Annotated in this window: 19 protein-coding genes; 9 read left to right on the top strand and 10 right to left on the bottom strand. The window is 68.6% G+C overall.

Annotated elements, in window-relative coordinates:
* Positions 1–6: 6 nt before the first annotated feature.
* From flgK to ACG01O_RS03155, 5 genes are all read left to right on the top strand, one after another.
* On the top strand, positions 7–1,998 hold the full coding sequence (gene flgK, locus ACG01O_RS03175) for a flagellar hook-associated protein FlgK (protein ID WP_394381315.1): 1,992 nt from the start codon (positions 7–9) through the stop codon (positions 1,996–1,998).
* 15 nt (positions 1,999–2,013) lie between these two features.
* Entirely contained in the window at positions 2,014–3,234 is a 1,221-nt protein-coding gene (gene flgL, locus ACG01O_RS03170; protein ID WP_394381313.1) for a flagellar hook-associated protein FlgL, read from the top strand.
* A gap of 94 nt (positions 3,235–3,328) precedes the next feature.
* The gene (locus ACG01O_RS03165; protein ID WP_394381311.1) at positions 3,329–4,513 is read left to right on the top strand and encodes an EAL and HDOD domain-containing protein; all 1,185 of its coding nucleotides are present in this window, start codon (positions 3,329–3,331) and stop codon (positions 4,511–4,513) included.
* Between the two features lie 56 nt (positions 4,514–4,569).
* A complete protein-coding gene (locus ACG01O_RS03160) occupies positions 4,570–7,032 on the top strand; it encodes a PAS domain-containing sensor histidine kinase (RefSeq protein WP_394381309.1) in 2,463 nt (820 codons plus the stop codon).
* A 1-nt stretch (position 7,033) separates the two neighbouring features.
* Positions 7,034–7,660, top strand: a complete 627-nt coding sequence (locus tag ACG01O_RS03155) for a response regulator (RefSeq protein WP_394381307.1) — start codon at positions 7,034–7,036, stop codon at positions 7,658–7,660.
* Positions 7,661–7,698: 38 nt separating this feature from the next.
* On the opposite strand, the gene ACG01O_RS03150 is transcribed toward ACG01O_RS03155, so the two are convergent.
* Entirely contained in the window at positions 7,699–9,057 is a 1,359-nt protein-coding gene (locus ACG01O_RS03150; RefSeq protein ID WP_394381305.1) for a sensor histidine kinase, read from the bottom strand.
* A 182-nt stretch (positions 9,058–9,239) separates the two neighbouring features.
* On the opposite strand from ACG01O_RS03150, the gene ACG01O_RS03145 reads away from it, so the two are divergent.
* Genes ACG01O_RS03145 through ACG01O_RS03135 form a run of 3 tightly spaced genes read left to right on the top strand, consistent with a single transcriptional unit; the run spans position 9,240 to position 13,722 of the window.
* Positions 9,240–9,608 (top strand): Hpt domain-containing protein, encoded by a 369-nt coding sequence (locus ACG01O_RS03145; RefSeq protein ID WP_394381303.1) that lies wholly within the window; start codon positions 9,240–9,242, stop codon positions 9,606–9,608.
* An 8-nt stretch (positions 9,609–9,616) separates the two neighbouring features.
* Positions 9,617–11,833: a putative bifunctional diguanylate cyclase/phosphodiesterase gene (locus ACG01O_RS03140; protein ID WP_394381301.1), complete on the top strand. Its 2,217-nt coding sequence runs from the start codon at positions 9,617–9,619 to the stop codon at positions 11,831–11,833.
* Positions 11,834–11,841: 8 nt separating this feature from the next.
* Positions 11,842–13,722 (top strand): diguanylate cyclase domain-containing protein, encoded by a 1,881-nt coding sequence (locus tag ACG01O_RS03135; RefSeq protein ID WP_394381300.1) that lies wholly within the window; start codon positions 11,842–11,844, stop codon positions 13,720–13,722.
* Between the two features lie 167 nt (positions 13,723–13,889).
* Here the strand turns inward: ACG01O_RS03135 and ACG01O_RS03130 are convergent, their stop codons facing one another.
* The 5 genes from ACG01O_RS03130 to flhB all read right to left on the bottom strand — a co-directional run bounded on the left by ACG01O_RS03130 (position 13,890) and on the right by flhB (position 20,567).
* On the bottom strand, positions 13,890–14,603 hold the full coding sequence (locus ACG01O_RS03130; protein WP_394381298.1) for an RNA polymerase sigma factor FliA: 714 nt from the start codon (positions 14,601–14,603) through the stop codon (positions 13,890–13,892).
* 17 nt (positions 14,604–14,620) lie between these two features.
* Positions 14,621–15,397, bottom strand: coding sequence for a MinD/ParA family ATP-binding protein (locus ACG01O_RS03125; protein ID WP_394381296.1), 777 nt, complete (start codon positions 15,395–15,397; stop codon positions 14,621–14,623).
* 14 nt (positions 15,398–15,411) lie between these two features.
* Positions 15,412–17,058 carry a flagellar biosynthesis GTPase FlhF gene (gene flhF / locus ACG01O_RS03120; protein ID WP_394381295.1) on the bottom strand — a complete coding sequence of 549 codons (1,647 nt, stop codon included), beginning with the start codon at positions 17,056–17,058 and terminating at the stop codon, positions 15,412–15,414.
* Entirely contained in the window at positions 17,055–19,145 is a 2,091-nt protein-coding gene (flhA, locus tag ACG01O_RS03115) for a flagellar biosynthesis protein FlhA (RefSeq protein ID WP_394381293.1), read from the bottom strand. The genes flhF and flhA overlap by 4 nt, the downstream gene beginning before the upstream one ends.
* 252 nt (positions 19,146–19,397) lie before the next feature.
* Positions 19,398–20,567, bottom strand: a complete 1,170-nt coding sequence (flhB, locus tag ACG01O_RS03110; RefSeq protein ID WP_394381291.1) for a flagellar biosynthesis protein FlhB — start codon at positions 20,565–20,567, stop codon at positions 19,398–19,400.
* Between the two features lie 183 nt (positions 20,568–20,750).
* Between flhB and ACG01O_RS03105 the strand changes: the two genes are divergently transcribed.
* On the top strand, positions 20,751–21,530 hold the full coding sequence (locus ACG01O_RS03105; RefSeq protein ID WP_394381289.1) for a substrate-binding periplasmic protein: 780 nt from the start codon (positions 20,751–20,753) through the stop codon (positions 21,528–21,530).
* Between the two features lie 128 nt (positions 21,531–21,658).
* Here ACG01O_RS03105 and ACG01O_RS03100 read toward each other — a convergent pair whose 3' ends face one another.
* The 4 genes from ACG01O_RS03100 to motA form a co-directional block, all read right to left on the bottom strand.
* The gene (locus ACG01O_RS03100) at positions 21,659–22,294 is read right to left on the bottom strand and encodes a protein phosphatase CheZ (protein WP_394381288.1); all 636 of its coding nucleotides are present in this window, start codon (positions 22,292–22,294) and stop codon (positions 21,659–21,661) included.
* 16 nt (positions 22,295–22,310) lie between these two features.
* On the bottom strand, positions 22,311–22,703 hold the full coding sequence (cheY, locus tag ACG01O_RS03095; protein WP_394381287.1) for a chemotaxis response regulator CheY: 393 nt from the start codon (positions 22,701–22,703) through the stop codon (positions 22,311–22,313).
* A 53-nt stretch (positions 22,704–22,756) separates the two neighbouring features.
* Positions 22,757–23,737, bottom strand: a complete 981-nt coding sequence (gene motB / locus ACG01O_RS03090; RefSeq protein WP_394381285.1) for a flagellar motor protein MotB — start codon at positions 23,735–23,737, stop codon at positions 22,757–22,759.
* A gap of 119 nt (positions 23,738–23,856) precedes the next feature.
* Positions 23,857–24,714: a flagellar motor stator protein MotA gene (gene motA, locus ACG01O_RS03085; protein ID WP_394381283.1), complete on the bottom strand. Its 858-nt coding sequence runs from the start codon at positions 24,712–24,714 to the stop codon at positions 23,857–23,859.
* Positions 24,715–24,791 lie beyond the last annotated feature (77 nt).

Here is a 24,791-nt window from a genome sequence, read left to right as displayed (position 1 = left end):
TGAACCATGGCTGGCTTGCTCACCCTCGGCGCTCGCGCGATGTTCGCCAACCAGGCGGCGCTGCAGACCATCGGCCAGAACATCGCCAACGCGAACACGCCGGGCTACTCGCGCCAGTCGGTCGTGTTGACGACCTCGCCCGGCCAGTACACCGGCGCCGGCTTCTTCGGCAAGGGCGTGGATGTGCAGACGGTGGTGCGGTCGCACAACGAGTACCTGACGCGCGAAGCGGTGAACGCCAAGTCCACCGCCATGGCCGACAGCACCCGCTCCGAGCAGCTGGCCCGCATGGAAAAGCTGTTCCCGCCCGGCACCGACGGCCTGGGTTACGCCGCCAGCCAGTTCCTGAACGCCATGGTGGACGTGACCAGCCGCCCGAGCGACCCTTCGGCACGCCAGGTGGCCTTGGGCCGCGCCAACGAGTTGGCCGTGCGCTTCTCCAACGCAGGGCAGCAGATCAACGACCTGCAGGCCGGCGTGGTGAGCGACCTGAAGGCCAACGTGTCGGTGGTGAACGCGCTGGCGCAGCAGATTGCCGAGGTGAACGACCAGATTGCGAAGGTGCGGGGCGGCGGCCACACCCCCAACGACCTGCTGGACAAGCGGGAGCTGCTGATTTCGCAACTCGGCGAGCACGTGGCCGTGAGCACCCTCACGGCCGACGACGACACGGTCGGCGTGTTCATCGGCGGCGGGCAGCGGCTGGTGCTGGGCAACCAGGCCTCAAAGCTCCAAGTCACCAACGACCCGTACGACGCGCAACGCGCGGCGCTGTCGCTGGTGGAAGGCGGCCAGACCCGCCCGCTGGACGAAAGCGTGCTGACGGGCGGCTCCATGGCGGCCCTGCTCACGTTCCAGAACCACGACCTGCAAGACGCCAAAAACCTGCTGGGCCAGATGGCTGCAGCCATTGGCACGCGGGTGAACACCCAAAACGCCTTGGGTCTGGACCTGTCCAACCCACCCGGCCAGGGCGCGCAGATCTTCAACGTGGCCTCGCCCAGCGTGATGCCCGCCACCACCAACCAGCGCGACGCCGCCGGCAACTTCCTCAGCGGCGTGCAGGTGGCCATCGCCGACGCTTCGCTGCTGCAGGCCAGCAGCTACAAGCTCACCTCCAGCGTCAGCGGCAGCTACACGCTGACGCGCCTGTCTGACGGCAAGACGCAAGCCGTGAACGCCGGCGATACGGTGGACGGCTTCACCCTCAACTTCTCCCCGGCCGCACCGGCGGCGGGCGAGAGCTTCCTGATCGAGCCCGTGGGCAGCGCTGCGCTGAACATGCGCCGCGTGCTGGACGACCCCAACGGCATCGCCGCCGCGTCGCCGCTCACCGCCTCCACCTCGGTCAACAACACCGGCACGCTGACCATTGACAGCATCTACGCCGTCAACAGCAACTACAACCCGACCAAATACCCCGCCACGGTCGACTTCACCGGCCCGGACCCCGCCAATGCGGCCAACGTGCTCTACAACCTGACGCTGGCCGACGGCTCCGTGCTGAACGGCAGCTGGAGCCCGGGCCAGGCCATCGGCAACCAGCCACCGGGCATCGACCTGGGGTTTGAGCTGCGCACGAACGGCGTGCCGCGTACCGGCGATCGCATCTCCATCGACCCCACCACCTACGCCAGCACCAACAACGGCAACGCCAAGGCGTTTCTGAACATCCAGACCGAGGGCTTCGTCGGCGGTCAGCTGATCGTGAACGGCAGCGGCTCCACCACCCGGGTGCCCGGTGCCACCATCAACGACGCCTACGCCGCCGCCATGAGCGATGTGGGCGCCCGGGTGCAAAGCGCGAAGTACCTGTCGGAGGTGTCCACCAGCGTCGCCAGCGACGCCGAAACCAACCGCTCCGGCCAAGCGGGTGTCAACCTGGACGAGGAAGCCTCACGCCTGATGCAGTACCAGCAGGGCTACCAGGCCGCCGCCAAGGTGCTGCAGACGGCGCAGTCCTTGTTCGATGAATTGATGCGCATTGCCTCACGCTGAGCTTCGAGGTGACCCATGAGAATTGCGACCGCCCACCAGTACGACACCGCCATCGCCACCCTGCAACGCCGGCAGGAGACGATGCAGCAACAGCAACAACAGCTCACCTCCGGCAAGCGGGTGCAAATGGCCAGCGACGACCCCACCGGCGCCGCCCGGGCCGAGCGGGCGCTGGCGGCCATCGGCCGGGTGGAAGCCAACCAGCGCGCCCTGGAGGCCAGCCGCAACAGCATGACGCTGGCGGAATCGGCCCTGGGCGACGCCAACGAACTGCTGCAACAGGCCCGCGAGACCGTGATGGCCGCCGGCAACGCCAGCTACTCTGACGCTGAGCGCCAGGGCCTGGCGAACAAGCTCAAGGGCATCCGAGACCAACTGCTGGCCATCGCCAACCGCCCGGACGGCGCCGGCGGCTACATCTTCTCGGGCCAGGGCGCAGCCAAGCCGCCGTTCCTCGACCAAGCCACGGGCGTGAACTACGTCGGCGTGTCCGGCGTGATCCAGACCGGCAACATCGACAACTTCCAGCTCTCGGTCGACGGCCGCACCGCCTGGGAGCAGGCGCGCAGCGGCAACGGCAGCTTTGTGACCGACGCCGGCCTGAATGCCATCACCGGCAACCCACCGCAAGCCTGGATCGATTCCGGCCGCGTCATCGACCCCCAGCTGCAGCAGGCCAACCAGGCCAACAGCTACAGCATCAGCATCTCCGGCACCGCCCCCAGCCAGACCTACAGCGTGGTCAACACCACCACCGGCGCGGGCGTGACCGGCGGCACCTACAAGACGGGCCAGGCCATCACCTTCGACGGCATCAGCGTGTCCGTGAGCGGCACGCCGGCCGATGGCGACGTGTTCACCATCGCCCCGGCCACCAACTCGCTGAAGGTGTTCGACGTGCTGGACCGCAGCATCAAGGAACTGCAAACCCCGCTGCGCTCCAACGCGGCGATTGCGCAAAGCAATTCCGGCCGGCTGCGCGACATCGATGCCGTCATGTCGGGCCTGCAAAACGTGCGCAGCCAAACTGGCGAGCGGCTGAACAACCTGGACGGCACCGAAAGCCGCCTGGCCGCGCTCAGGCAATACAACACCGAGGAACGCAGCGCGGCCGAAGACCTGGACATGGTGCAAGGCATCTCAGAGTTCCAGAACCAGCAGTCGGGCTACGACACCGCGCTCAAAACCTACGCCATGGTGCAGCGCATGTCCCTCTTCCAGTACATCCAGGGCTGACGGCGCCCGGCGGGCGTGAAGCTGTCACGATTTGGCGGCAGCAAGGCCGGGGCGGCGTGGCAGACTGCCGCATTCACCGCCTTCGCGCTGCGCCATGTCTGACAACACCCCCGACGCCCTTGATCACGCCGTCCTCCCGGGCATCGCCCTGGGCTACGCGCCGGTCATCGACCGCCAGCGCGCCATCGCCGGCACCCGGCTCACCCTCATCCCCATGCGCCCCGAGGCCCGCGCCGATGCGGCCGAACTGCTGCCGGCGCTCGCCGCGGTGTGGCCCAAGGGCGGCCTGGTGCTCAGCCCGCAGGGCGAAGGTCTGCTGACCGACCTGCTGGCGCAGCCGCCGGCCCAGCCCTGCCAGATCGAAATTCCGGCCTTTATCGCCGCCGACGCCGCGCACACCGACGCCATCGCCACGCTCAAGGCCGGCGGCCACACCGGGCTGCTCAAGGGCCTACCCAGTTCGCCGCTGCCGGCGCCGGTGGCGGCGGTGTTCAAGCAGGTGCTGCTGGAGCCCGGCCAGGCCGGCCCCGCGGGCGTGCCCAAGGTGCACGCCGGGGTGCGCGGCGCCGCCGCGATTGAGGCGAGCTTTGCCGGCGGGGCCGACCAGGTCATCGGCTGGCCCATGGACGGCGCCTTCGAGGCCCAACCCGGCGCCCCCAAGACCGAGATCCCGGCCGACCAGCAAGTCATCGTGGAGCTGATGTCGCGCGTCGACCAGGGCGACGACGTGGAGCGCCTGGAGCAGACCCTCAAACGCGACCCGAGCCTCGCGTTCAAGCTGCTGCGCTACATGAACTCGGCCGCGTTCGGCCTGCCGGTGGAGGTGTCCAGCTTCCGCCACGCCATCATGCTGCTGGGCTACAACCGCCTCAAGCGCTGGCTGGCGCTGCTGCTCACCACCGCGAGCAACGACCACAGCATGCGCCCCATCATGTTCGGTGCCCTGCGCCGCGGTCTGTTGATGGAAGAACTGGCCGCCGGCATGGACGACCGCGAACAACGCGACGAGATGTTCATCTGCGGCCTGTTCTCGCTGCTGGACCACATGCTCAAGCAGCCCTTCGACAAGCTGCTGCAGAGCATCCCCGTGCCCGAGCGCGTGCGCCAGGCGCTGGTGGACGAAAGCGGCCCCTTCCGCCCCTACCTCGAGCTGGTGATGGCCGTGGAAGCCGAGAGCGTGTTCGACTACCGCGAGCGCGCCGACGCGCTGATGCTGGGCGCCGGCGAGATCAACGCCTGCGTGCTGCGCGCGTTGCACAAGGCGTCCCAGCTGGAATGAGATCGCTGGGGATTGGTCTGGCCGCGACGCAGCGCCCACGGCGCGGCGGCTGATCCATGTTCGGCCTGCCCGCATCCGCCGCGCTGCTGGATCTGGTCAGCGACCCGATCCTGACCCTGCGATCCGACCTGTCCGCCCTGCGCGGCAACGCCGCCGCCCGCGACTGGCTGGGCCCCGACACCGCCGAAGGCTGGCGGGCCCTGCGCCAGGCCGCCGGCGGGCGACTGGATGCCTGGCTGCGCGAGGCCACGCGCGCCATTGACGCCACCCGCCCGGCCCCGCCCGCCCCGCCGCTCAAACTGCCCGATGGCCAGCGCGCCACCCTGCACCTGCTGCGCGACCGGCCCAACTGGCTGCTGCATGCCCGGCTGAGCGCTGCGCAGGCGCAGGACCCACCGCTGGCCGAGTGGCTGGCCCTGGCCGCCGGGCCGGCGCTGCTGGCCGATGCCACCACCGGCCGCGTGCTGCGGAAAAACGCCGCCTTCGCGGCCCTGCATGCCCCACCCACGGCGGGGCCCGACGCGCCCGCCTCGCTCAACGAGCTGCCCGACCTGCTGCAGGCCCTGCTGGGCTGGCATCACGGCGCCCCGCTGCCGGCGTTGGCGGCGCAACGGCCGCAAGACCCGGCCCTCATCACGGAAGCCGAGTTCACCGACCGGCACGGCCAGTCCCACTGGCTGCTGGCGCGCCTGCGCCTGTGGCGCCAGGGCGAACGCACCCTGCTGCTGGCCGCGCTGGAAGACCAAAGCCCCCTGCGTGAACGCGATCTCGCGCACCAGCAGCTGGACGCCCTCATGGACACCGCCGCCGTGGGCCTGGCCACCTTCCAGCCCGAAGCCGGCTGGCTCAAGTCCCACCGCAAGACGGCGCCGCTGCGCGCCGGCAGCAAATTGCCCGTGGGTTCGCTGCAAGGCATTCACCGGGACCTGGTGGAGCCCGCCTCGCTGCCGGAGTTCGAGCGCCTGCAGCGCGCCCTCAAGCGGGGTGATGCGGTGGAGGTGCGCTACGCGGTGCGCCACCCCGAGCTGGGGCGTCGTTGGCTGCTCACCCGCGTGGCCCCCGGCGTGCTGGCCGGCGGGCGCCGCTCCACATCCGTCGTCACGCTCGATGTCACCGCGCAGGCGCAGGCTGAGAACGCCCTGCTGCTGCGCGCCGAGAGCGAGCGCGCCGTGCTCGACTCGGTGCTGGTGGGCATCGTCACCGTGGGCGCGCACGGCATCGAGTGGATGAACCGCTCCGCGCGGCGCATGTTTGGTTGCGAGTTGGACGAAGTGCAGGGCCAGCCGCTGGGCGTGCTGGCGCCGGACGATGACGACCACGCCTTCCACGCCGAGCCGGGCAGCGACGTGTTCGAGTGCCAGCTGCGCGGGCGCGACGGACGGCAGTTCTGGGTCATCGGCAACGCGGTGCAGACCCCGCGCGACGACGGCGGCGTGCAGACCACCTACGCGCTGCTGGACATCGACCGCCGCCGCGCAGCCGAGGCCCAGACGCGCCTGGCCGAGGCGTCGCTTGCCCGCATCATCGAAGGCGCGCCGCTGGCCATCACCCTGCACGAGGCCCAAACCCTACGCATCGTGAAGCTCAACCAGGCGGCCGCAGCCCTGGCTGGCTTGCCCGAAGATGCGCTGCTGGACGGCGACCCCACCCGCCTGTTCGGCTCCGAGCTGGGCGCCCGTGTGGAGGCCGACATGCGCGAGGCCCTGGCCTCGCAAGCCCTGGTGCAGCGGGAATATCCGGTGCCTGGCCCGCAGGGCACGCGGCTGTGGGACACCCGGCTGCTGCACCTGGCCGGCACCACGCCGGGCGATGCGCCGCAATGGCTGCTGATGGTGGCCAGCGACGTGACCGAGCAGCGCGCCGCCGAGCAGGCCCGGCTGCAGGCCGCCATTGCGCAGCGCGAGCTGCTGGTGCGCGAGGTGCACCACCGCATCAAGAACAACCTGCAAGGCGTGGCCGGCCTGCTGCAGCAAACCGCCGCACGTCGGCCCGAAGTGGCGCCGGTGCTGAAGGAAGCCGTGGGCCAGGTGCAGGCCATTGCGCAGGTGTACGGCCTGCAGGTGGGCGCCTCCGGCCCGCTGCTGATCAAGCGGGTGTTCGACGCCATCGTCGGCTCGGTGCAGCGCATGCAGGGCCGTGTCATCACCACCACCGCCGAGGGCGGCGCCCTGCTGGACGACTGGTGCCTGCCCGAGGCCGAAGCCATTCCAATCGCACTGAGCCTGAACGAGTTGCTGGGCAACGCGCTGCGGCACGGCCAGGGCGCGCCGGTGCGCTGCCAGCTCATCTGCGACCTGGGCGGCGTGGCCGTCGAGATTGCCAACGCCGGCCAGCTGCCCGAGGGCTTCGAGCTGGGGGCCATCCGCAGCGGGGTGTCAGGCCTGGGCCTGGTGCGGGCGCTGCTGCCGCGGCGCAGTGCGATCTTGAGCCTGGCACAGGTCGAAACCGACGTGGTATGCCGCCTGGAATTGATGCCGCCCAGCGTGGTTCACAATCCCGCCACAAAACACGCTTCCTGAGGTGCTGGTGAGCAAGGGCAAGATCCTGGTGGTGGACGACGACCGGCTGGTGCTGGCCACGCTGAGCTATGGGCTCACGCAGGCCGGCTTCGATGTCATCGATGCCGACAACGGAGACGACGCCATTCTGCTGGCCCGCGAGCACCGCCCGCAGCTCGCGCTGCTGGACATCCGCATGGAAGGCCTCACCGGGTTTGACGTGGCGGCCTACCTGCGCGAATACCTGCAAACCCCGTTCATGTTCCTCTCGGCCTTTGCCGACGAGGCCACGGTGACCAAGGTGAAGGAACTGGGCGCGGTGGCCTACCTCGTCAAGCCGCTGGACATCTCGCAGATCGTGCCCGCGGTGGAAGCGGCCTTCGCACGCGCCACGCCCCCTGCGGCGCCGCCCACCGCCGCCACGGCCGCGTCTGCGGTGGCACCCGCGGCCACCGGCAGTGAAGTGCCCGCCACGCTGGACATCACCGCCCTGGCCGTGGGGGTCTTGATGCACCGCTTCTCGCTGCCGCGCGACGAAGCGCTGGCCCGCCTGCTGAGCCTGGCCTCGGCCGACGGCCACAGCGTGCCCGAGCAGGCGCGCCGCTTGGTGGATGCGGTGGAACTGCTGGCCCGCCCGGGCAAGGGCTAACCGGCTCGCGCCCTTCTGCGGCGGCGCGTGTCAACCCATCAACCCAGCGTGAAATAGAAGCGGGCGCCCTCGCCCACGGCCGACTCGGCCCAGATGTCGCCGCCGTGGCGGCGCACGATGCGCCGCACCAGCGCCAGGCCCACGCCGGTGCCCTGGAAGTCGCTGGCGCTGTGCAGGCGCTGGAACACGCCGAACAGCCGCTCGGCAAACCGCATGTCGAAGCCGGCGCCGTTGTCGCGCACCACGTACACCCGGTGGCCGCCCTGCTCCAGCTGGCCAAAGGCAATCTCCGCGCGCTCTTGCTTGCTGCTGTACTTCCAGGCGTTGCCCAGCAGGTTCTCCAGCACCATGCGCAGCAAGGTCGGGTCGCCCTGCACCACCAGGCCCGGCTCGATGCTGACCGCCACCTCGCGTTGAGGGTCCGCGCGGCGCAGGTCGTCGAGGATGAATCCGGCCAACTGCGACAGATGCACCGGCTGCGACGCCAGCGGCCGCGTGCTGAGCTGGCTCAGCGACAGCAGCGCGTCGATCATGCTGTTCATGCGCGCGGCGGCACTCATCACGCGGTCCAGGTGGTCATTGCCCACGCGGTCCAGGCGGCTGCCGTAGTCCTCTTTCAAGATGCGGGCAAAGCCCTCCACCACCCGCAACGGCGCCCGCAAATCGTGCGAGACGCTGTAGCTGAACGAGGCCTGCTCGGCGGCGGCATCGGCATCGGCGCTGGCACTGGGCAACACCACGGCGGCCGCAGCCCCCTTCGCCCCGGCCGTCGTCGCTGACGCGGGCCGTGCCGTGCCCAAGTAGCCCGAGAAATGACCGTTGGCGTCGATGCAAGGCTGCCCGGTCAACTGCCATGCCGCGCCGGCCTCATTGCAAGCCGCCAGATCGACAAAGGGCTGATGCGCGTCCAGCCGGGCGCGCAGTTGCGCCGCCACTTCGGAACCGCTGAACCGCTCCCACAGCTGCTGGGTGCCCATGCCCGTGCCCACCCACGAGGACGACGGCGCGCCTTGCGGCGCCTGCCAACGCACGAGCCGGTGTTGTGCGTCGGTGGCCCACTGCCAATCGCGCTGCAACTGCGCCTGAATCAACAACTGTTGGCGCGCTTCGCGCAGCGGTTCGGCCAGGCGCTGTCGGGTCAGGCGCACGCCCACGTGCCAACCCAGGCCAGCGGCCACCAGCAACAACATGCCGGTGAAGAACGCCGTCAGCACCAACGCAGCGTGCACGAGACCGACCTCGCCGCCCCACACACGCATCAGGGCCAACACCACCAGCCCGCCGAAGGCCAGCATCAGCGCCACGGCCAGCGCCAGGCCCGCCACCAGCAGCCGCATGGGCACCCGACGCTGCTCGCGCCGAGCCAAGGGCGCGCTGTCGTCGCTGAGGCTGGTCATGCAATGGATTGTAGGCAGCACCACCCCGGTGCCCGGGCGATTCAGGGCTCACCCGCAGCCAGATCAAGCGACGTCAATAACCACCTTGCACACCGTGGAATCTGTGCATTCCTTCGCGGCGCCCCCCCTGCCGACCCAGGCTACATTTAAGTTTGCCGAGTCTGCCGACCCGCTGTTTGACCATGACCGCCTCTTCCCCCGCTGTGCTGCTCGACCCCGAGGCGATCCGTCGCTTGCGGGAACTCGACCCCAGCGGACAGGCCAAGTTGCTGGAGCGCGTGGTGCAGGCGTTTTCCAATTCGCTGGACCGGCTGCTGCCGGACCTCGCCCGCGCCCGTGCCGGGGCTGAACTGGACCTGGCGGCGGTGCGCCACGTCAGCCACACGCTGAAGTCGTCGTCGGCCAGCCTGGGTGCGCTGGGCCTCTCGGCCCGATGCGCGGAAATTGAATCCATGGCCCGCGACGGCCAGGTGACCGGCCTGCCCGCGCAACTCGACGCGATGCTGGACGACATCCAGCAAGTGCGCGTCGCCCTGGCCGCCCTGCTGTAAACCTGACCATGCTGCCCACCGGCCCTGCCCTCGACGACCTGCCCCCCAGCCCGCGGGTGCTGCTGGTCGACGACGACGAGGTCAACCTGCTGCTGACCGGCGCCGCGCTGCGCGAGCGCGGTTTCGATGTGGCCGAGGCCTCCAGCGGCAGTGAGGCCCTGGGCCTGCTGTCCACACGCACGCCCGACGTGGTGGTGCTGGACGCCCTGATGCCTGACCTGGACGGCTTCGAGACCTGCTCGCTGCTGCGGGCCACGCCGGGGTTTGAATCCCTGCCGGTGTTGATGCTGACCGGCCTGGATGACGAGGCCTCCATCAACCGGGCCTACCAGGCGGGCGCGACCGACTTCTTCGTCAAATCGTCGCAGTGGAGCTTGTTGGAAGGCCGCTTGCGCTACCTGCTGCGCAGCTCGCGCACGCGCCTGGAGCTGGAGCGCAGCAAGGCCAAGCTGGCCCGCGCTCAGGACCTGGCCCGCATGGGCAGCTTCGAGTGGTGGCGCAACACCCACAGCAGCTTCACCATCTCTGCTGAAGGCCTACGGGTGTTCGGCCGAGGCCCGCAAGACCGGTTGGACTTCATCGGCGTCATGCGCATGGTGCCGCCGGATGACCGGCACGTGTTCCTGCGCCTGCTGCGCGACGTGATCGCCCACACCTCGGTGCTGGTGACGGACCTGCCCCTGATCCTGCCCGACGGCCGCCAGCGCGTGGTGCACATCGAGGCCGAGCCCGAGTTCAACGAACAAGGCACCGTCAACGGCTACACCGGCATCCTGCAGGACGTAACCGACCGCCGCCAGGCGGAAGACCGCATCCGCCAGCTGGCGCACTTTGACGCGCTGACCGGCTTGCCCAACCGCCGCCAGCTCATCTACCGGGTGGAGCGCGCCATTGAGAGCGCCCGCCGTGGGGGGCATGAGGTGGGCCTGTTGCTGATCGACCTGGACCGGTTCAAGGTCATCAACGACACGCTGGGCCATGCGGCCGGTGACGAGTTGCTGATCGAAGTCGGCCGCCGCCTGCGCGGCTGCGTGCGTCACTCCGACCAGATCATGGAAGGTGTGATCGACGGCGCCGGCAATCGCAGCCATCGCGGCCTGGAGGCCGTGGGGCGCTTGGGTGGTGACGAGTTCGTCGCCCTGCTGCCTGAAGTGGCCGATGAACGCGACGCCGAGCGCGTGGCCCAGCGCGTGCTGGACGCCCTGCGCGAGCCCATCTTCGTCGGCGGGCAGGAATGCTTCGTGACCGCCAGCGTGGGCATTGCGCTGTACCCGCGCGACGGCCAGACCATGGCCGACCTGCTGCGCAACTCCGACGTCGCCATGTACGCCGTGAAGAGCCAGGGCCGCAATGCGTCGGCCGTGTACTCGCCGCAACTCGCCGGCCACGGCAAGCAGAAGCTGGAGCTGGAAAGCGCGCTGCACAAGGCGCTGGAGCGCAACGAGATCGTGCTGCACTACCAGCCCAAGATCGACGTGCGCGCCGCCCGCATGGTGGGCGCCGAGGCGCTGATGCGCTGGCAGCGCGGCAACGTGCTCGTGCCGCCCGCTGACTTCATTCCGCTGGCCGAAGAAACCGGCCTCATCGTGCCCATGTCTGAATGGGCGCTGAAGGAAGCGGCGCGCCAGGCCAAGCTGTGGCAGTTGCAGTTCGGCTTCTCGGACTCCATCGCCGTGAACCTGCCCAGCCGCCTGTTCGAGCGCACCGACCTGGTGGAGCACATCCACCAGTGCGTGAGTGCCTACGGCGTGCCGCACCGGTCGATCCAGCTCGAGATCACCGAAAACAACCTGATGAAGGACCTGCAGAACGTCATCCCGTCGCTGCACCGCCTCAACGAGGTCGGCGTGGAGATTTCGATCGATGACTTCGGCACCGGTTATTCGTCGCTCGCTTACCTGACCACGCTGCCGATCTCGGAAGTGAAGATCGACCGCACCTTCGTGCGCGACCTGGGCATCACGCCCCAAAGTTCGGCGGTGGTCACAGCCATCATTGCGCTGGCCCGGGCCCTCGGCCTGCGCGTCATTGCCGAAGGCGTGGAGACCCTGCGCCAGATGGAAGTGCTGCACCGCCTGGGCTGCTCGCTGATGCAGGGCTTCCTGTTCAGCAAGCCGCTGCCGCCAGACGAACTGGAGCGCTGGATCGCCCAGACCGTGCTGCCCCGCAAGGCCCCCTGGATCACGCAGGCCGATGCCAGCATCGACCTCGCCAACCGCGGCTGATGTTCCCGATGCGATCGCAACTGCCTCCCGCCCAACTCGCCAAGGCGGCCCTGCAACGCCTGGCCCAGGCCCGGTTGGAACCCACGCCTGAGAACTACGCCCGCGCGTACGCCATCGAATCGGGCAGCGAACCCACCCCGGCCGCTGCCGGTGCGCCGGCCGAGCGGCACCTGCAGCTGATGTCCAAGCTCATCAGCCTGGCCCTGCCCAGTGGCACCACCCGCCAGGAGTTGCAGAACGCCCTGCGTGAACAACGCCTGGACGAACTGCAGCGCCAGATCGACAAGCTGCTGGAAGTGGCCGGCCCGGGCGCCCAGGCGGAAGCGCTGGCCCAAGCCATCGAGCGCCTGGTGCGGGGGCTGGAACGCGGCGGCCGGCACTGGACGATTGCGCGCAAGAAGGACGGCGTGTTCCGCGCCGTTGAGCTGAGCCGCACCGACAGCGGCAAGCTCATCAAGCGCCTGGGCCAGCTGATGGCCAGCTGGGACAAGGACGACGACGACAGCGGCGTGGAGACCGACGAAGACGGCGGCACACCCAGCCAGCTGTTCGCCGACAGCGGCTTTGCCGAAACGGGCTTTCGCGACAGCGGCGGCCTGGGCAGCGCGGACCCGGGCAGTGCCGGCGCCAACGAATCCGGCCGCACAGGCAGCCTGAGCGACTTGATTCCGCTGGTGGACACGCAGCCCCACTGGAGCGCTGTGGCCGACGAGCTCAACGGCACGGTGCGGCACGCCCTGCGCTCGCCGCAGACCGAAGCCACGCCGGCCGATGCGCTGATGCGCGAGCTGGAGGCCGCGCAGGCAGAGCTGCAAGCCGAAGGCGCCACGCCGGAGCGCAGCCAGCAAATGGCCGCGCTGTGCTTGCGGGCGCGCCACCTGCTGGACCACCGCCGCCACCTGTTCGACGAACTCGGCGGCCTGTGCCGCGAGTTGTCGTCCAGCCTGGTGGACCTGGCCGAGGACGATTCCTGGGCTCGGGGCCAGGCCGAGGCCATGAACAACACGCTGGCGCAGGGCTTGTCCGGCCGGGGCGTGCGCACGGTGTCTGAACTGCTGGCCGGCACGCGCGACCGGCAGCGCGCGCTGCGCGACGAACGCTCCAAGGCGCGCGACGCACTCAAGGGCCTGATCCAGCGCATGCTGTCGGAACTGGGCGAACTGGGCCAGCACACCGACCGCTTCCAAAGCAGCGTGGGCCGCTACGCCGACGCCATCGAGCAGGCCGATTCACTGGAAAGCCTGGCCGGCACGGTGCGCGAGATGGTGGAAGAAAGCCGCAGCGTGCAGAGCCTGGTGTCGCAAACCCAGCAGCGCCTGACCCTGGAGCACGACCGTGCGGCAGCCCTGACGCAGCGGGTGGACGAGCTGGAATCCGAGCTGCGCCGCCTGTCCAACGAAGTACACACCGATCAGCTGACGCAGGTGGCCAACCGCCGCGGGCTGATTCAAGCTTTCGGCATCGAGCAGGCCAAGTCCGAGCGCGAATCCACCCGCATTGCGCTGGCGCTGCTGGACATCGACAACTTCAAGAAGCTCAACGACAGCCTGGGCCACCACGCGGGCGACATCGCCCTCAAGTCACTGGCCGAGCGCGCGCAGGCGTCGCTGCGGCCGGGCGACATGGTGGCGCGCTACGGCGGCGAAGAGTTCGTGCTGATGCTGCCGAACACGCCGCTGGACGAAGCCCAGCAGGTGCTGGTGCGGTTGCAGCGCTCGCTCTCCAGCGCACTGTTCAACCACGAGGGCAAGGACGTGTTCGTCACGTTCTCGGCCGGCGTCACGCTCTATCGCACCGGCGAAACGCTGGAAGCTGCGCTCGACCGCGCCGACGTGGCGCTGTATGAAGCCAAGCACACCGGCAAGAACCGGGCGTGTGTGGCGGAGTGAGTGGGGGCCGCGTAGGGACTTGAGTCTGGACTGAGCGGCCCTCCCTGCGAGGCAACACCGCTCGACTCATCGCCTGAGGGTCAGGCCCCGAGAGCTCAAGGGCCCAAGGGCCCAAGCCTCATCACCGCTCGTACGCCCAGGCACCGCAGTGCCACCCGTGAAGCGGCTTACCAGTCCCGCAGCTTGACGCGCAGCCGCGCGATCGACTGGCTGTGCAGCTGGCACACCCGCGACTCGGTCACCTTCAGCACGGCCGCAATCTCCTTGAGATTCATGTCGTGCTCGTAGTACATGCTCATCACGAACTGCTCGCGCTCGGGCAGGTTCTTGATGGCGGCCACCAGCGCTTCGCGCATGCGGTGGTCCTGCAGCATGGCCATCGGGTTGCTGGCTTCGTCGGCCACGTGGCGGTCGAGATAGTCGTCGTCGCCGTCGTCGCCAGACATGTCTTCCAGGTAGACGAGCTGCGTGCCGCGCACCTTGGACAGCAGGTCTTGGTACTCGGCCAGCGTCACGCCCATCTCGCCGGCGATTTCGGTCTCGGACGGGGCACGGCCCAGGCGCTGTTCCACCTTGTGCACCGCCGCTTCGATCTCGCGCTGCTGGCGGCGCGTGCCGCGGCTCATCCAGTCGCCGCCTCGCAGTTCGTCGAGCATGGCGCCGCGGATGCGCTGGGTGGCAAAGGTCTCGAACTGCACGCCCTGCTCCGCATCGAAGCGCGAGAGGGCGTCGGTCAGGCCGATGAGGCCGACCTGGATGAGGTCATCCACTTCCACGTTGGCCGGCAGCTTGGCGATCATCTGATGCGCCAGGCGTCGCACCAGCGGGCTGTACTGCTTGATCAGCGTGCTGTTGTCGAGGCGGCCTTTGGGCGTGTACATGACGAACTCCGGCGGGATCAGTGGGCGGGGGCCAGCATTGGGGCCGTGCGCGCCGGGCGCAGCGGGGTGGCGTCGGTGGCCGCGTCCACGGCGGCCCCGGGCGGCGTGGCCAGAAGCAGCTCGCGGGCCAGGTGGCGCAGTTCCGGTGTGAGCACGGCCTGGTGCGCAGTGCGCGGGTCCAGGCAGGCCCAGTCGCGCAGCACCGCGCCGAGGAAGCCGTCGGCGCAGGAATTGAGCTGTTGCGCGATGCGGGTGGCCACGCGCAACTGGGGGTGGCAGGCCATTAGCAAACTGTAGACCATCAGCCCGGCGCGTTGCGTGAGCCATTTCATGCCCGCGTAGGCTTCGGTGACGCTGGCGGGGTCGGTGTCGGCCAGCAGCAGCGGGCGCACCTCGCGCAAGGCCACCACGCGCGACAGCTCCGCCGCCGACGCGTGCAGCAGGATCACATCCGCCTCGGGCGCCGCCTCGGCCACCGCTTCCAGGAAGGCAGCCGCCGAGCCGTTGGCGTTGATGTAGCGCATGGGCAGGCCGCGGGCGGCTAGGTACGACAGGCGTGGCGACAGCCGTTCGATGCAGTTGGACAGGTCCACCTGCGCGAGTTCCGACGGCTGCGGCGAATGCACGCCGGCGTCCACCACCAGCGTGTGCAGGTTCAGCTCGGCAAAGGCGGCGCACAGCCCTTCCAGCAGCACGCCGGCGCCCATCACGCGCGGGTTGCACACCACGGGCACGAAGCGCTGCTTGGGCGCGGCGAACAAGCGCCGCAGTCCGTGAGCCTGGTCTTGAGGCATGAAGGGTTCCCCCATCAGTGCACCGCGCGCGACAGGCCTTCAGCCAGCGGCGCGCCGGCGAAGATCAGGTTCACGTCGGTGTTGTCCATGCGCCAGGCGCCGGAGGCCGGGCTCTTGAGGGCGCGCTGCACGAGCGCCGTGCTGGGCAGGCGGTGCCAGTCTTCGGGCACGCGTTGGCCGTTGGCCACGCCCAGCACCTTCAGGCGGTGGCGAATCAGGGTGTCCAGCGCCGGGGCCAGCTTCACGGCCTCGTCGATCTTGCTCAGCACCACGCCTTCGCAGGCGGCGCCCTTCCAGGCGTTCACCACGTCCTCGATGGTTTCGCCCTGCTGCGCGGCGTTGATGACCAGCAGCTTCTTGATGCTGCGGTGCGCCAGCATTTCCAGCAGCTCTTGCGTGCGGCTGTCGCGCTGGGCCATGCCTGCGGTGTCGATGAGCACCAGCTTCTTGCTGGAAAGCAGGTCCAGCAGGTCGTCCAGCGAGGCGCGGTCGTGCGCGGTGTGCACCGGCACGCCCAGGATGCGGCCATAGGCGCGCAGCTGCTCGTGGGCGCCAATGCGGTAGGCGTCCAGCGTGATCAAGCCCAGCTGACCCGCGCCATGCTTGGTGGCGAAGTGCGCGGCCAGCTTGGCGGTGGTGGTGGTTTTGCCCACGCCGGTGGAGCCGATGAGCGCGTACACGCCACCACGGTCTTCAATCGCCGGCGCGGCTTCGTCGGTTTGCAAGTTGCGCGACAGCACGTGCGCCGCCCAGGCGGTTTCATCAGCCGGGTCGGTGGGCGAGCCGGCCTTGAAGTCCGACGGGCAGCTCTCGGCCAGCTTGCGCACCAGGGCGGGCGAGAAGCCCAGCTCCAGCAGCTTTTGCGTCAGCCGCGCCTGCACGGGCTGGCGCTGGAGCTTTTCCATGAAGGCCAGCGACGAGAAACGCTCTTCGATCAGGCCGCGCATCTGGCGCAGCTCGTCGGCCATGTCCATCTGGCTGCGCTGCATGGCGCTGGGCTGGCCCGGCAGCGGCATCGGCTCGGTGCTGATGTCGCTGAGCGTGGGCACGGCGCGCTGCACGCCGGGCGTGGGCAGGCGGATCTCATCGCGCAGCACCGGCGGAGCCGGCCGGCTTTGCGGCATGGTGGGGGGCGGCGCGGCACGGCGCGGCGCCAGTGCGGCCATGGCCTCGGCGGCGCGGCGCTCCCGTTGTGCGCGGGCGGCGTCCAGCGACAAAGCCGCGGGCTGGGTGGGCGGCGGGGCGGCTTTGACCACCGGGTCGGGCTGACCGGCCAGCTCGGCCTGGCGGCGGCGCAGCACGCGCTCCCGCACGTAGTCCTGGAAGCTGAGCGTGCTCATCGCCAGTTGCTCGACGTCGCCGCGCACTTCCGGCGCGCCAAAGCTGGGCTCCTGACGCTGGGCGCGTTCGGCAAAGCTGGCGCGCGGTGCGGGCTGCTGCGGCTGGGTGGGCGGCGGAGCGACCTGCGGGCGCGCCACGGTGCGGGGGGCCGTGGCCGCGATCTGCTCGATCTGGCCCATGCCCTCCGGCGCCATGGCCAGCACTTCTACGCCTTCCGGCACGTTTTTGTTGGAGAGCACCACGGCATCCGGCCCAAAGGCCTGCTTGACGAGCGCCAGGGCCTCGCGGGATGTGCGGGCCGTGAACTTACGAACATTCATGCTGTGCCTCCGATGATGGAGCCGATGCGGATGGTGTGGGTCTCAGGAATCTCGCTGTGGCCGAGCACCTTCAGGCGCGGGGCTGCGCGCTTGAGCAGCCGGGCCATGGGGGCGCGAATCAGGTCGGGCACCAGCAGCGTGGCCGGCACGCCGCGGTCTTCCTGCTTCTGTGCGTTCTCGGCGGCGCTGCGGGCCAGCGTGTCGGCCACGCCCGGGTCGAGGGCGGCGCCGTGCGGCGAGTTCAGGGCCTGGGTGACGAGGCGCTCCAGTTCGGGCTCCAGCGCGATGACGTCCAGCTCCTTCACGCTGCCGTAGATCTGCTGCACGATGGCCGGGGCGATGTGGGTGCGGATGCGGCGCGCCAGCTCCTGCGGGTCGGTCACGGTGGCGGCGTTCTCGGCGAGAGACTCGACGATGGAGCGCATGTCACGCACATGCACGCCTTCCTCCAGCAGCAGCTGGAGCACGCGTTGCAGGGTGGCGATGCTGACCATCTTGGGAATCACGTCTTCAATCAGTTGCGGCGCCTGCTTGGTGAGGTGCTCCACCAGCGCCTGCGTCTCGACACGGCCCAACAACTTGGCCGCGTGCACTTGCATCAAGTGTGAAAGGTGGGTGGCCACGACAGTCGAGCAATCAACCACCGTAAATCCGCTCATTTGGGCCATCTCGCGCTGGCGTTCTTCGATCCACACTGCCGGCAGGCCGAAGGCGGGGTCGGTGGTGGCATTGCCGATGAGCTTCTGCGTGGCGTGGCCCGGGTTGATGGCCAGCCACATGCCCGGGTAGGCCTCGGCCTCGCCCACCACCGCGCCGCGGAGCGTGAGTCGGTACTGGCTGGGGCGCAGCTCCAGGTTGTCGCGGATGTGCACCGGCGGCGGCAGGAAGCCCACCTCCTGCGCAAACTTGCGCCGCACGCCCTTGATGCGAGAGAGCAAGTCCCCCTCGCGGGTCTTGTCCACCAGCGTGATGAGCCGGTAGCCCACCTCCAGGCCCAACGTGTCCACAGGCACCAGGTCGTCCCAACTGGCCTCACCCGCACCCTCGGCGGGCGGCATCACCGGCTTCACGGCCTTCGCGGCCTCGGCCGCCTGCTCTTTGGCGCGCAGCCACCAGGCCAGGTACCCCAAGCCAGAGGCGATCAGCAGGAACACCACGTGTGGCATGCCGGGAATCAAACCCAGTGCTCCGATCACGCCGGCGGTGATGGCAATGCTCTTGGCCGAGCCGAACACCTGGCGGCCGATCTGGCTGCCGATGTCTTTGTCGGTGCCCACGCGCGACACCACCATGGCCGCCGCCACCGAGATCAGCAGCGCCGGCACCTGCGCCACCAGGGCGTCGCCCACGGCCAGCAGGATGTAGCTGTTGGCGGCCTGGCTGGCGCTCAAGGAGTGCTGGGCCACGCCGATGATGAAGCCGCCGACGATGTTGATCGCCAGGATCAGCATGCCGGCCACGGCGTCGCCGCGCACGAACTTGCTGGCACCGTCCATGGAGCCGAAGAAGTCCGCCTCGTCGCCCAGTTCGGCCCGGCGGCGCTTGGCCTCGGCCTCGTTGATGAGGCCGGCGTTCAGGTCGGCATCCACCGCCATCTGCTTGCCGGGCATGGCGTCCAAGGTGAAGCGCGCGCCGACTTCGGCAATCCGCTCCGCACCCTTGGTGACCACGATGAAGTTGATCACCACCAAGATGGCAAACACGATCAGGCCGACCGCGAAGTTGCCGCCGATCAGGAAGTGCCCGAAGGCCTCGATCACCTTGCCGGCCGCGCCCGTGCCGGTGTGGCCTTCCAGCAGCACCACGCGGGTGGAGGCCACGTTCAGCGACAGGCGCATCAGCGTGGTCAGCAGCAGCACGGTCGGGAAGGCTGCAAAGTCCAGCGGCTTGACCATGTGCGCCGCCACCATCATCACCATCACGGCCATCGCGATGTTGAAGGTGAACAGCAGGTCCAGCACGAAGGGCGGCAGCGGCAGCACCATCATCGACAGCACCAGCAACACCGCCACCGGCGCGCCCAGCGCGGCAATGACACCGGCACGCGGGCCGAGCAAGGCTTGGAGCTTGGCGATCAACGGGTTCATGGTGGAGACGGGCGCGGGGTCGACTTCAAACGGTGGCCCGGTCGGGCCTGGCGGCCCTCACGCGGGATGCGCGCGAGATGGAGGCCACCTTCCCCAAGATTGTTCTGGGCGGCTCGGAAAACTTGAGCCGGAAATGACGGGGCTTTTCGGCGCTTCTCCGGCGCATCTCCAGCGCACCACGTCGAGGGCCGTGAGCCAGTCCATGCGGCCGCGGCATGGCGGGGCCACGGCCTCCGGTGCGGCCACCGCGCGTCAGTCGGCCAGGTCGTCGTCGGCGGGCATGCCCTCGGGGCGGTTGTGCGGGTCCAGCTCGGGCGGCACGTGCGGCTTGGGCTCGACGGGCGTGGCGCCCCGCCCCTTCATGGCAGCACGCAGCTGGTACACGTAGGCCAGCACCTGCGCCACCGCGCTGAACAGCGTGGCCGGAATTTCGTGATCGACCTTGGCGTGGGCGTACAGCGCACGGGCCAGCACAGGCTGCTGCAGCACCGGCACCTTGTTCTCCTTGGCCAGATCGCGGATCTTCAGCGCCAGCAGGTCGGCGCCCTTGGCCACCACCTTGGGCGCGGCCATCTTGCCTTCCTCGTACTTCAGCGCCACGGCGTAGTGGGTCGGGTTCATCACCACCAGGTCGGCCTGCGGCACGGCGGCCAGCATGCGGCGCTTGGCCATCTCGCGCATCTTGGCGCGCATTCTGGCCTTGACCTCCAGGTTGCCTTCCACTTCCTTCAGTTCCTGCTTGGCCTCTTCCCGGCTCATGCGCAGGCGGCGCAGCCACAGCTGGCGCTGCAGGGGCACGTCGATGGCCGCAAACACCGCCAGCGCCACCGCCAGCAGCGACAGGCCCGACATCAACTGCTGCCCGGCATACGCCAGCGCCGACGGCAGCGGCACCGACATGATGCTCACATAGGCGGCCAGCCGGTCTTTCAGCACCAGCGCGCCCACGATGCCCAGCACCAAGGCCAGCAACACGGCCTTCAGCGCCGTGCCCAGGCCCTGCCCGGTGAACAAGCGGCCCAGGCCCTCGAGCGGGTTCATGTGCGAGAACTTCGGCGCCAGGGGTTTGAGCGTCCAGTTCCAGCCGCCACTGGCCAGATGGCTGGCCACGCCCACCAGCAGCAGCACCGCGGCGATCGGGCCCATCACCAGCAGGAAGTCCAGCGTCATCTCCACCAGCCGGTCGCCCATCATCCCGGGGCGGGCCAGCAGCCGCGCGTCGAAATGCAAGCCGGCCGCCAGCATCTGGCGCAGCTTCTCCACGATCTGCGGCCCGGCCACGGCCAGCAGCGCGCCGGCTGACACCATCATGGCGAAATGCGGCAGGTCGCGCGAACGCGGCAACTGGCCCTCAGCCCGCGATCGTTGGATCTTTTTGGGCGAGGCCGGTAAGTTGCGGTCTTGTGCGTCTGCGTCGGCCATGGCGAAATCTTCAGCAGCCGCCATTGTTCTGAGCCCGCGCCGCGCACGCGCCGAGAAAAGCCTCGGTTTGGTGCGCCACTTCGGCGCTCAGGCCCGCGCGGGGTGTGGCGGGTGATGCGCCTTGTGCACAAATGCCCAGCGCGCGGTAGATGCGGCCCAATCTGGCACGGTACCCTCGCGCGCATGTCCTTCAGGCTTGTTGTTTCGGCCCGGTGGCACCTGCTGGTCGGGTGCGTCGCGCTCAGTTCGGTGTGGCACGCGGCGCATGCCGAATCCTCCCCGGCGCTGACCATCGAGTACCGCGACAAGCCGCCGTACAGCTACACCGACAACGGCCACCCCGCCGGGTTCCTGATGGAGCGGGTGCAGCGCCTGCTCAAGCGAGCCGGGCTGAAGGCGCAGTTCGTGGAGGTGCCGGTGCGGCGCACACTGCTGCGCTTGCAGGCTGACCAGGCCGCGCTGTGTTCGCCGGGTCTGTACAAACTGCCGGAGCGCGAGGTCTACGCCCGCTTCACGCTGCCCATTCACCGCGACCGCCCGCACGTGGTGCTGGCCCACGCCAGCGTGGCCGCCCAGATCCGCGCCCTGCCCCGCCTGAGCCAGCTGTTTGCCGACGCCACGCTGCAACCGGGTCGGGTGGATGGCGTGTCCTACGGCAAGGCGCTGGACCAAGGCCTGGCCGGTGCGGCACGGCCGCCGCTGCTGGCCCAGCTCAACCCCTTGCAACTGGCCCGCATGGTGGCCGCCAAGCGGGCCGACTACATGCTGATCGACGAGGAAGACCTGGGCTGGCTGCGCAAGGAACCCGAGTTCGCTGCGCTGCCGCTGGTGCGTGTGGAGTTTCCTGACATGCCGCGGGGTGAGCTGCGCTACATCGCGTGCAGCGCGCAAGTGCCGTCCACCACGCTGGAGCGGCTGAACCAAGCCATTCGGGATCTGCTGCCCGAGACCGCAGGCGACTGAGCCGCGTCAGGCGCACCCGCTCAGACGCACCCGCTCAGACGCAAAAAAGCCGGCTGACGCCGGCTTTTCAACCTTGAGAACCCAGATGCGGGGCGAGCCCCCCTGAACCTGAGCCCGAGCTGGGAGCTTCAGAACCCGAGGCTGGCGAGCAGGTCGTCCACTTCGCCTTGGTCGGCCACCACATCGGTGCGGCCTTCAGGGTTCACCACCGGGCCTTGCAGGATGTTCGGGTCCACCTTCTCACGCTGATCGGGCGGCACCACCTGCACCAGCAGCTTCACGAGGCTGTCTTCCAGGTCGTTCGCCAGGGTCACCACCTTGGCCACCACCTGACCGGTGAGGTCATGGAAGTCTTGGGCAAGCATGATGTCGGTCAGGTGCGCGTCGATGTTGCCCGTGCGGGTCTCGACGTCCTTCACGAAGTTCATCACCGCACCGCTGGCCACGGCCCGCACCGGGTCGTTCACCAGGGCTGCCGCGAGGTCCTTGGTCGCCTGCGTGATGCCGGCGTGTTCGGCCTTGGCCTGGTCCACCGAATTCAGCACCTTGTCGGCGGCCGCGGCCGTCTTGGTGGCGATGTAGTTCAGGCGGCTGCGGGCATCGGGCAGCCCGTCGGTTGCCACTTGCAGCTTGGGCATGACGCCCAGGCGCTGCATGGTGTCATGCAGGGTGCGCGTGATCGTGCCGAGTTGCTGGAAGACCTCGGGCGACACGAGCAACGGCTCTTGCGCCTTGGCCAGCTGGTCCAACTGTTCCATCGACATGGCAGTCCCTTCGTCGTCAGGCCGCAGCGGCCAGCTTCTGCATGATCTTCAGGACCTTTTCTTCCAGCGTCGCCTTGGTGAAAGGCTTGACGATGTAGCCGGCGGCACCCGACTGGGCGGCCAGCACGATGTCTTCCTTGCGGGCCTCAGCGGTCACCATCAACACCGGCAGGTGTTTGAGGTTCGGGTCTTCCTTGATGGCCTTCAGCAACTCGAAGCCCGTCATGTTGGGCATGTTGATGTCGCTCACGACGAAGTCGAACTTCGAGCCCTTGAGCATGTTCAGCGCTTCGACGCCGTCTTCGGCCTCTTCGCAGTTGTTGTAGCCGATCTCCTTCAGCAGACCGCGAACGATGCGGCGCATGGTGGAGAAGTCGTCGACAACCAGGAATTTCATGTCAGCGCTCATGGCGATCCTCTCTCGGGAACTGGCGGGATTCAGGGTTAGTCGGCAGTCTAGTTCTAGCGGCTTGGCGGCGGCGATTGAGTTTGCGGCATTTTCCCGATACGGGGCAATTCCGTGCCACCGGCAGCGGTTTCTCCGCCCGAGGTGTCCGCTTCCGGCTCGTCGGGCAGGTTCTTCAGCACCGCGTCTTCGGCGTCGCGGTTCATCACGATGATGCTGATGCGGCGGTTCATGGCGCCGTTGGGGTCTTTGGGCTCCAGCAGCTTGCTGGCCGCGAGCCCCTGCACCCGCAGCATGCGCGCCTCCGACAGGCCGCCCGCCACCAGCTCACGCCGGGAGGCATTCGCCCGGTCGGCAGAGAGCTCCCAGTTGCTGTAGCCCTTGCTGCCCCCCGGGAAGGGTTGCGCGTCGGTGTGGCCTTCCACCGTGAGGCGGTTGGGCACCTCGGTCAGCACACTGCCCAGCTCCTGCAGCAACTCGCGCATGTAGGGCTTCACAACGGCGCTGCCGCTGTCGAACATCGGGCGGTTGCCCTCGTCGACGATCTGGATGCGCAGCCCCTCACGGGTCATGTCCAGCTTGATCTGCCCGCCCATCGCGGCCAGCTTGGGGTTCTCGGCCAGCACCTCTTCGACCTTGGTCTTGAGTTGCTCCAGGCGCGATTTTTCCGCCTTGCGCTGCTCTTCCTTCAGCGCGCGCAGCGTGTAGTTGGCCTTCTTGGCCTCGCTTTGGCCGTCCTTGACCTGCCCGGTCTCGCGGCTGAGGTCCTTGCCGCCGCCCTTGACGACGCTGGACGAATCGCCCGAGCCCGCGCCGCCCATCATGGCGATCTTGAGCGGTGACTGGAAGTAGTCGGCAATGCCCTTCTTGTCGCCCTCGGTGGTGGAGCCCAGCAGCCACATCAGCAGGAAGAAGGCCATCATGGCCGTCACGAAGTCGGCGTAGGCAATCTTCCACGCGCCGCCGTGCGCCGCGTGGCCGCCCTTCTTCACCTTCTTGATGATGATGGGCTGGAGTTTTTTGGCGTCGCCTGCCATTCAGATCTCCCCCGACGCGCCTGCAACGACCTTGCAGGTCGCCTTGCAAAGCCAGTTCGACAGACGCCGCTGGAGTGGCGCCGTCGGCTGCGCCGACAGGCGGTTCAACGCAACGGCGTTCATTTCTTCTTCACGTGGCTTTCGAGCTCGGAGAAGCTCGGGCGGTCGCCCGAGAACAGCACCTTGCGGCCGAACTCGATGGCCACCTGCGGCGCGTAGCCCTGCATGCTGGCCAGCAAAGTGGTCTTGATGCACTGGAATTCCTTGCCGGCGTCTTCCACCTTCTGCTCCAGCAGGCCGCCCAGCGGCTCCACGAAACCGTAGGCCAGCAAAATGCCCAGGAACGTGCCCACCAGCGCGGAGCCGATCATGCCGCCCAGCACCGCCGGCGGCTGACCCACCGAGCCCATGGTGTTCACCACACCCAGCACGGCCGCCACGATGCCGAACGCCGGCAGGCCGCCGGCCAGGCGCGCAATGGCCGCCACGGCGGCGTGCTCTTCCTGGTGGTGGGTTTCGATCTCGCTGTCCATCAGCGATTCGATTTCGTGCGCGTTCAGGTTGCCCGACACCATCATGCGCAGGTAGTCGGTGATGAATTCGGTGACGTGGTGGTCATTGCCCACCGTGGGGTACTTCTGGAACAGCGGCGAGCTGTGCGGGTCTTCCACGTCTTTTTCAATCGACATCAGGCCCTCTTTGCGGGCCTTTTGCAGGATGTCGTACATCAGCGCCAGCAGCTCCAGGTAGCGCGCCTTGCTGAATTTGCTGCCTTTGAAGCACTCGCCCAACCCCTTCAGCGAGGCCTTGACCACCTTCATCTGGTTGTTGGCCAGAAAGGCGCCCAGGGCGGCGCCGAAGATGGTGATCATTTCAAAGGGCAGCGCGTGCAGGATCACGCCGATATTGCCGCCGTGGGCGATGTAGACGCCGAAGATGCAGCCCAGGGCCAAGAGCCAGCCGACGATGACAAACATGGTGGATCGAGTTGAGGGTGTTCAGGCCATATCGGCCGGGTGCCCGGAGGCTTGAGTGAGTATGCCGCGCCAGCCCG

Source organism: Pelomonas baiyunensis, assembly GCF_043555935.1.
GTDB lineage: Bacteria > Pseudomonadota > Gammaproteobacteria > Burkholderiales > Burkholderiaceae_C > Pelomonas > Pelomonas baiyunensis.
The sequence above is the reverse complement of the archived record's forward strand: the minus strand, read 5'-3'. Positions and strand labels throughout refer to the sequence as shown.

Bases quoted from the DNA above. Each gene is read 5' to 3' on its own strand.
- ACG01O_RS03165 (WP_394381311.1), top strand. From the start codon at position 3,329: ATGTCTGACAACACCCCCGACGCCCTTGATCACGCCGTCCTCCCGGGC.
- ACG01O_RS03150 (WP_394381305.1), bottom strand. From the start codon at position 9,057: ATGACCAGCCTCAGCGACGACAGCGCGCCCTTGGCTCGGCGCGAGCAG.
- ACG01O_RS03145 (WP_394381303.1), top strand. From the start codon at position 9,240: ATGACCGCCTCTTCCCCCGCTGTGCTGCTCGACCCCGAGGCGATCCGT.
- flhB (WP_394381291.1), bottom strand. From the start codon at position 20,567: ATGGCCGACGCAGACGCACAAGACCGCAACTTACCGGCCTCGCCCAAA.
- ACG01O_RS03140 (WP_394381301.1), top strand. From the start codon at position 9,617: ATGCTGCCCACCGGCCCTGCCCTCGACGACCTGCCCCCCAGCCCGCGG.
- flgK (WP_394381315.1), top strand. From the start codon at position 7: ATGGCTGGCTTGCTCACCCTCGGCGCTCGCGCGATGTTCGCCAACCAG.
- flhF (WP_394381295.1), bottom strand. From the start codon at position 17,058: ATGAATGTTCGTAAGTTCACGGCCCGCACATCCCGCGAGGCCCTGGCG.
- motB (WP_394381285.1), bottom strand. From the start codon at position 23,737: ATGGCAGGCGACGCCAAAAAACTCCAGCCCATCATCATCAAGAAGGTG.
- motA (WP_394381283.1), bottom strand. From the start codon at position 24,714: ATGTTTGTCATCGTCGGCTGGCTCTTGGCCCTGGGCTGCATCTTCGGC.
- ACG01O_RS03125 (WP_394381296.1), bottom strand. From the start codon at position 15,397: ATGCCTCAAGACCAGGCTCACGGACTGCGGCGCTTGTTCGCCGCGCCC.
- flhA (WP_394381293.1), bottom strand. From the start codon at position 19,145: ATGAACCCGTTGATCGCCAAGCTCCAAGCCTTGCTCGGCCCGCGTGCC.
- cheY (WP_394381287.1), bottom strand. From the start codon at position 22,703: ATGAGCGCTGACATGAAATTCCTGGTTGTCGACGACTTCTCCACCATG.
- ACG01O_RS03100 (WP_394381288.1), bottom strand. From the start codon at position 22,294: ATGTCGATGGAACAGTTGGACCAGCTGGCCAAGGCGCAAGAGCCGTTG.
- ACG01O_RS03160 (WP_394381309.1), top strand. From the start codon at position 4,570: ATGTTCGGCCTGCCCGCATCCGCCGCGCTGCTGGATCTGGTCAGCGAC.
- ACG01O_RS03135 (WP_394381300.1), top strand. From the start codon at position 11,842: ATGCGATCGCAACTGCCTCCCGCCCAACTCGCCAAGGCGGCCCTGCAA.
- ACG01O_RS03130 (WP_394381298.1), bottom strand. From the start codon at position 14,603: ATGTACACGCCCAAAGGCCGCCTCGACAACAGCACGCTGATCAAGCAG.
- flgL (WP_394381313.1), top strand. From the start codon at position 2,014: ATGAGAATTGCGACCGCCCACCAGTACGACACCGCCATCGCCACCCTG.
- ACG01O_RS03105 (WP_394381289.1), top strand. From the start codon at position 20,751: ATGTCCTTCAGGCTTGTTGTTTCGGCCCGGTGGCACCTGCTGGTCGGG.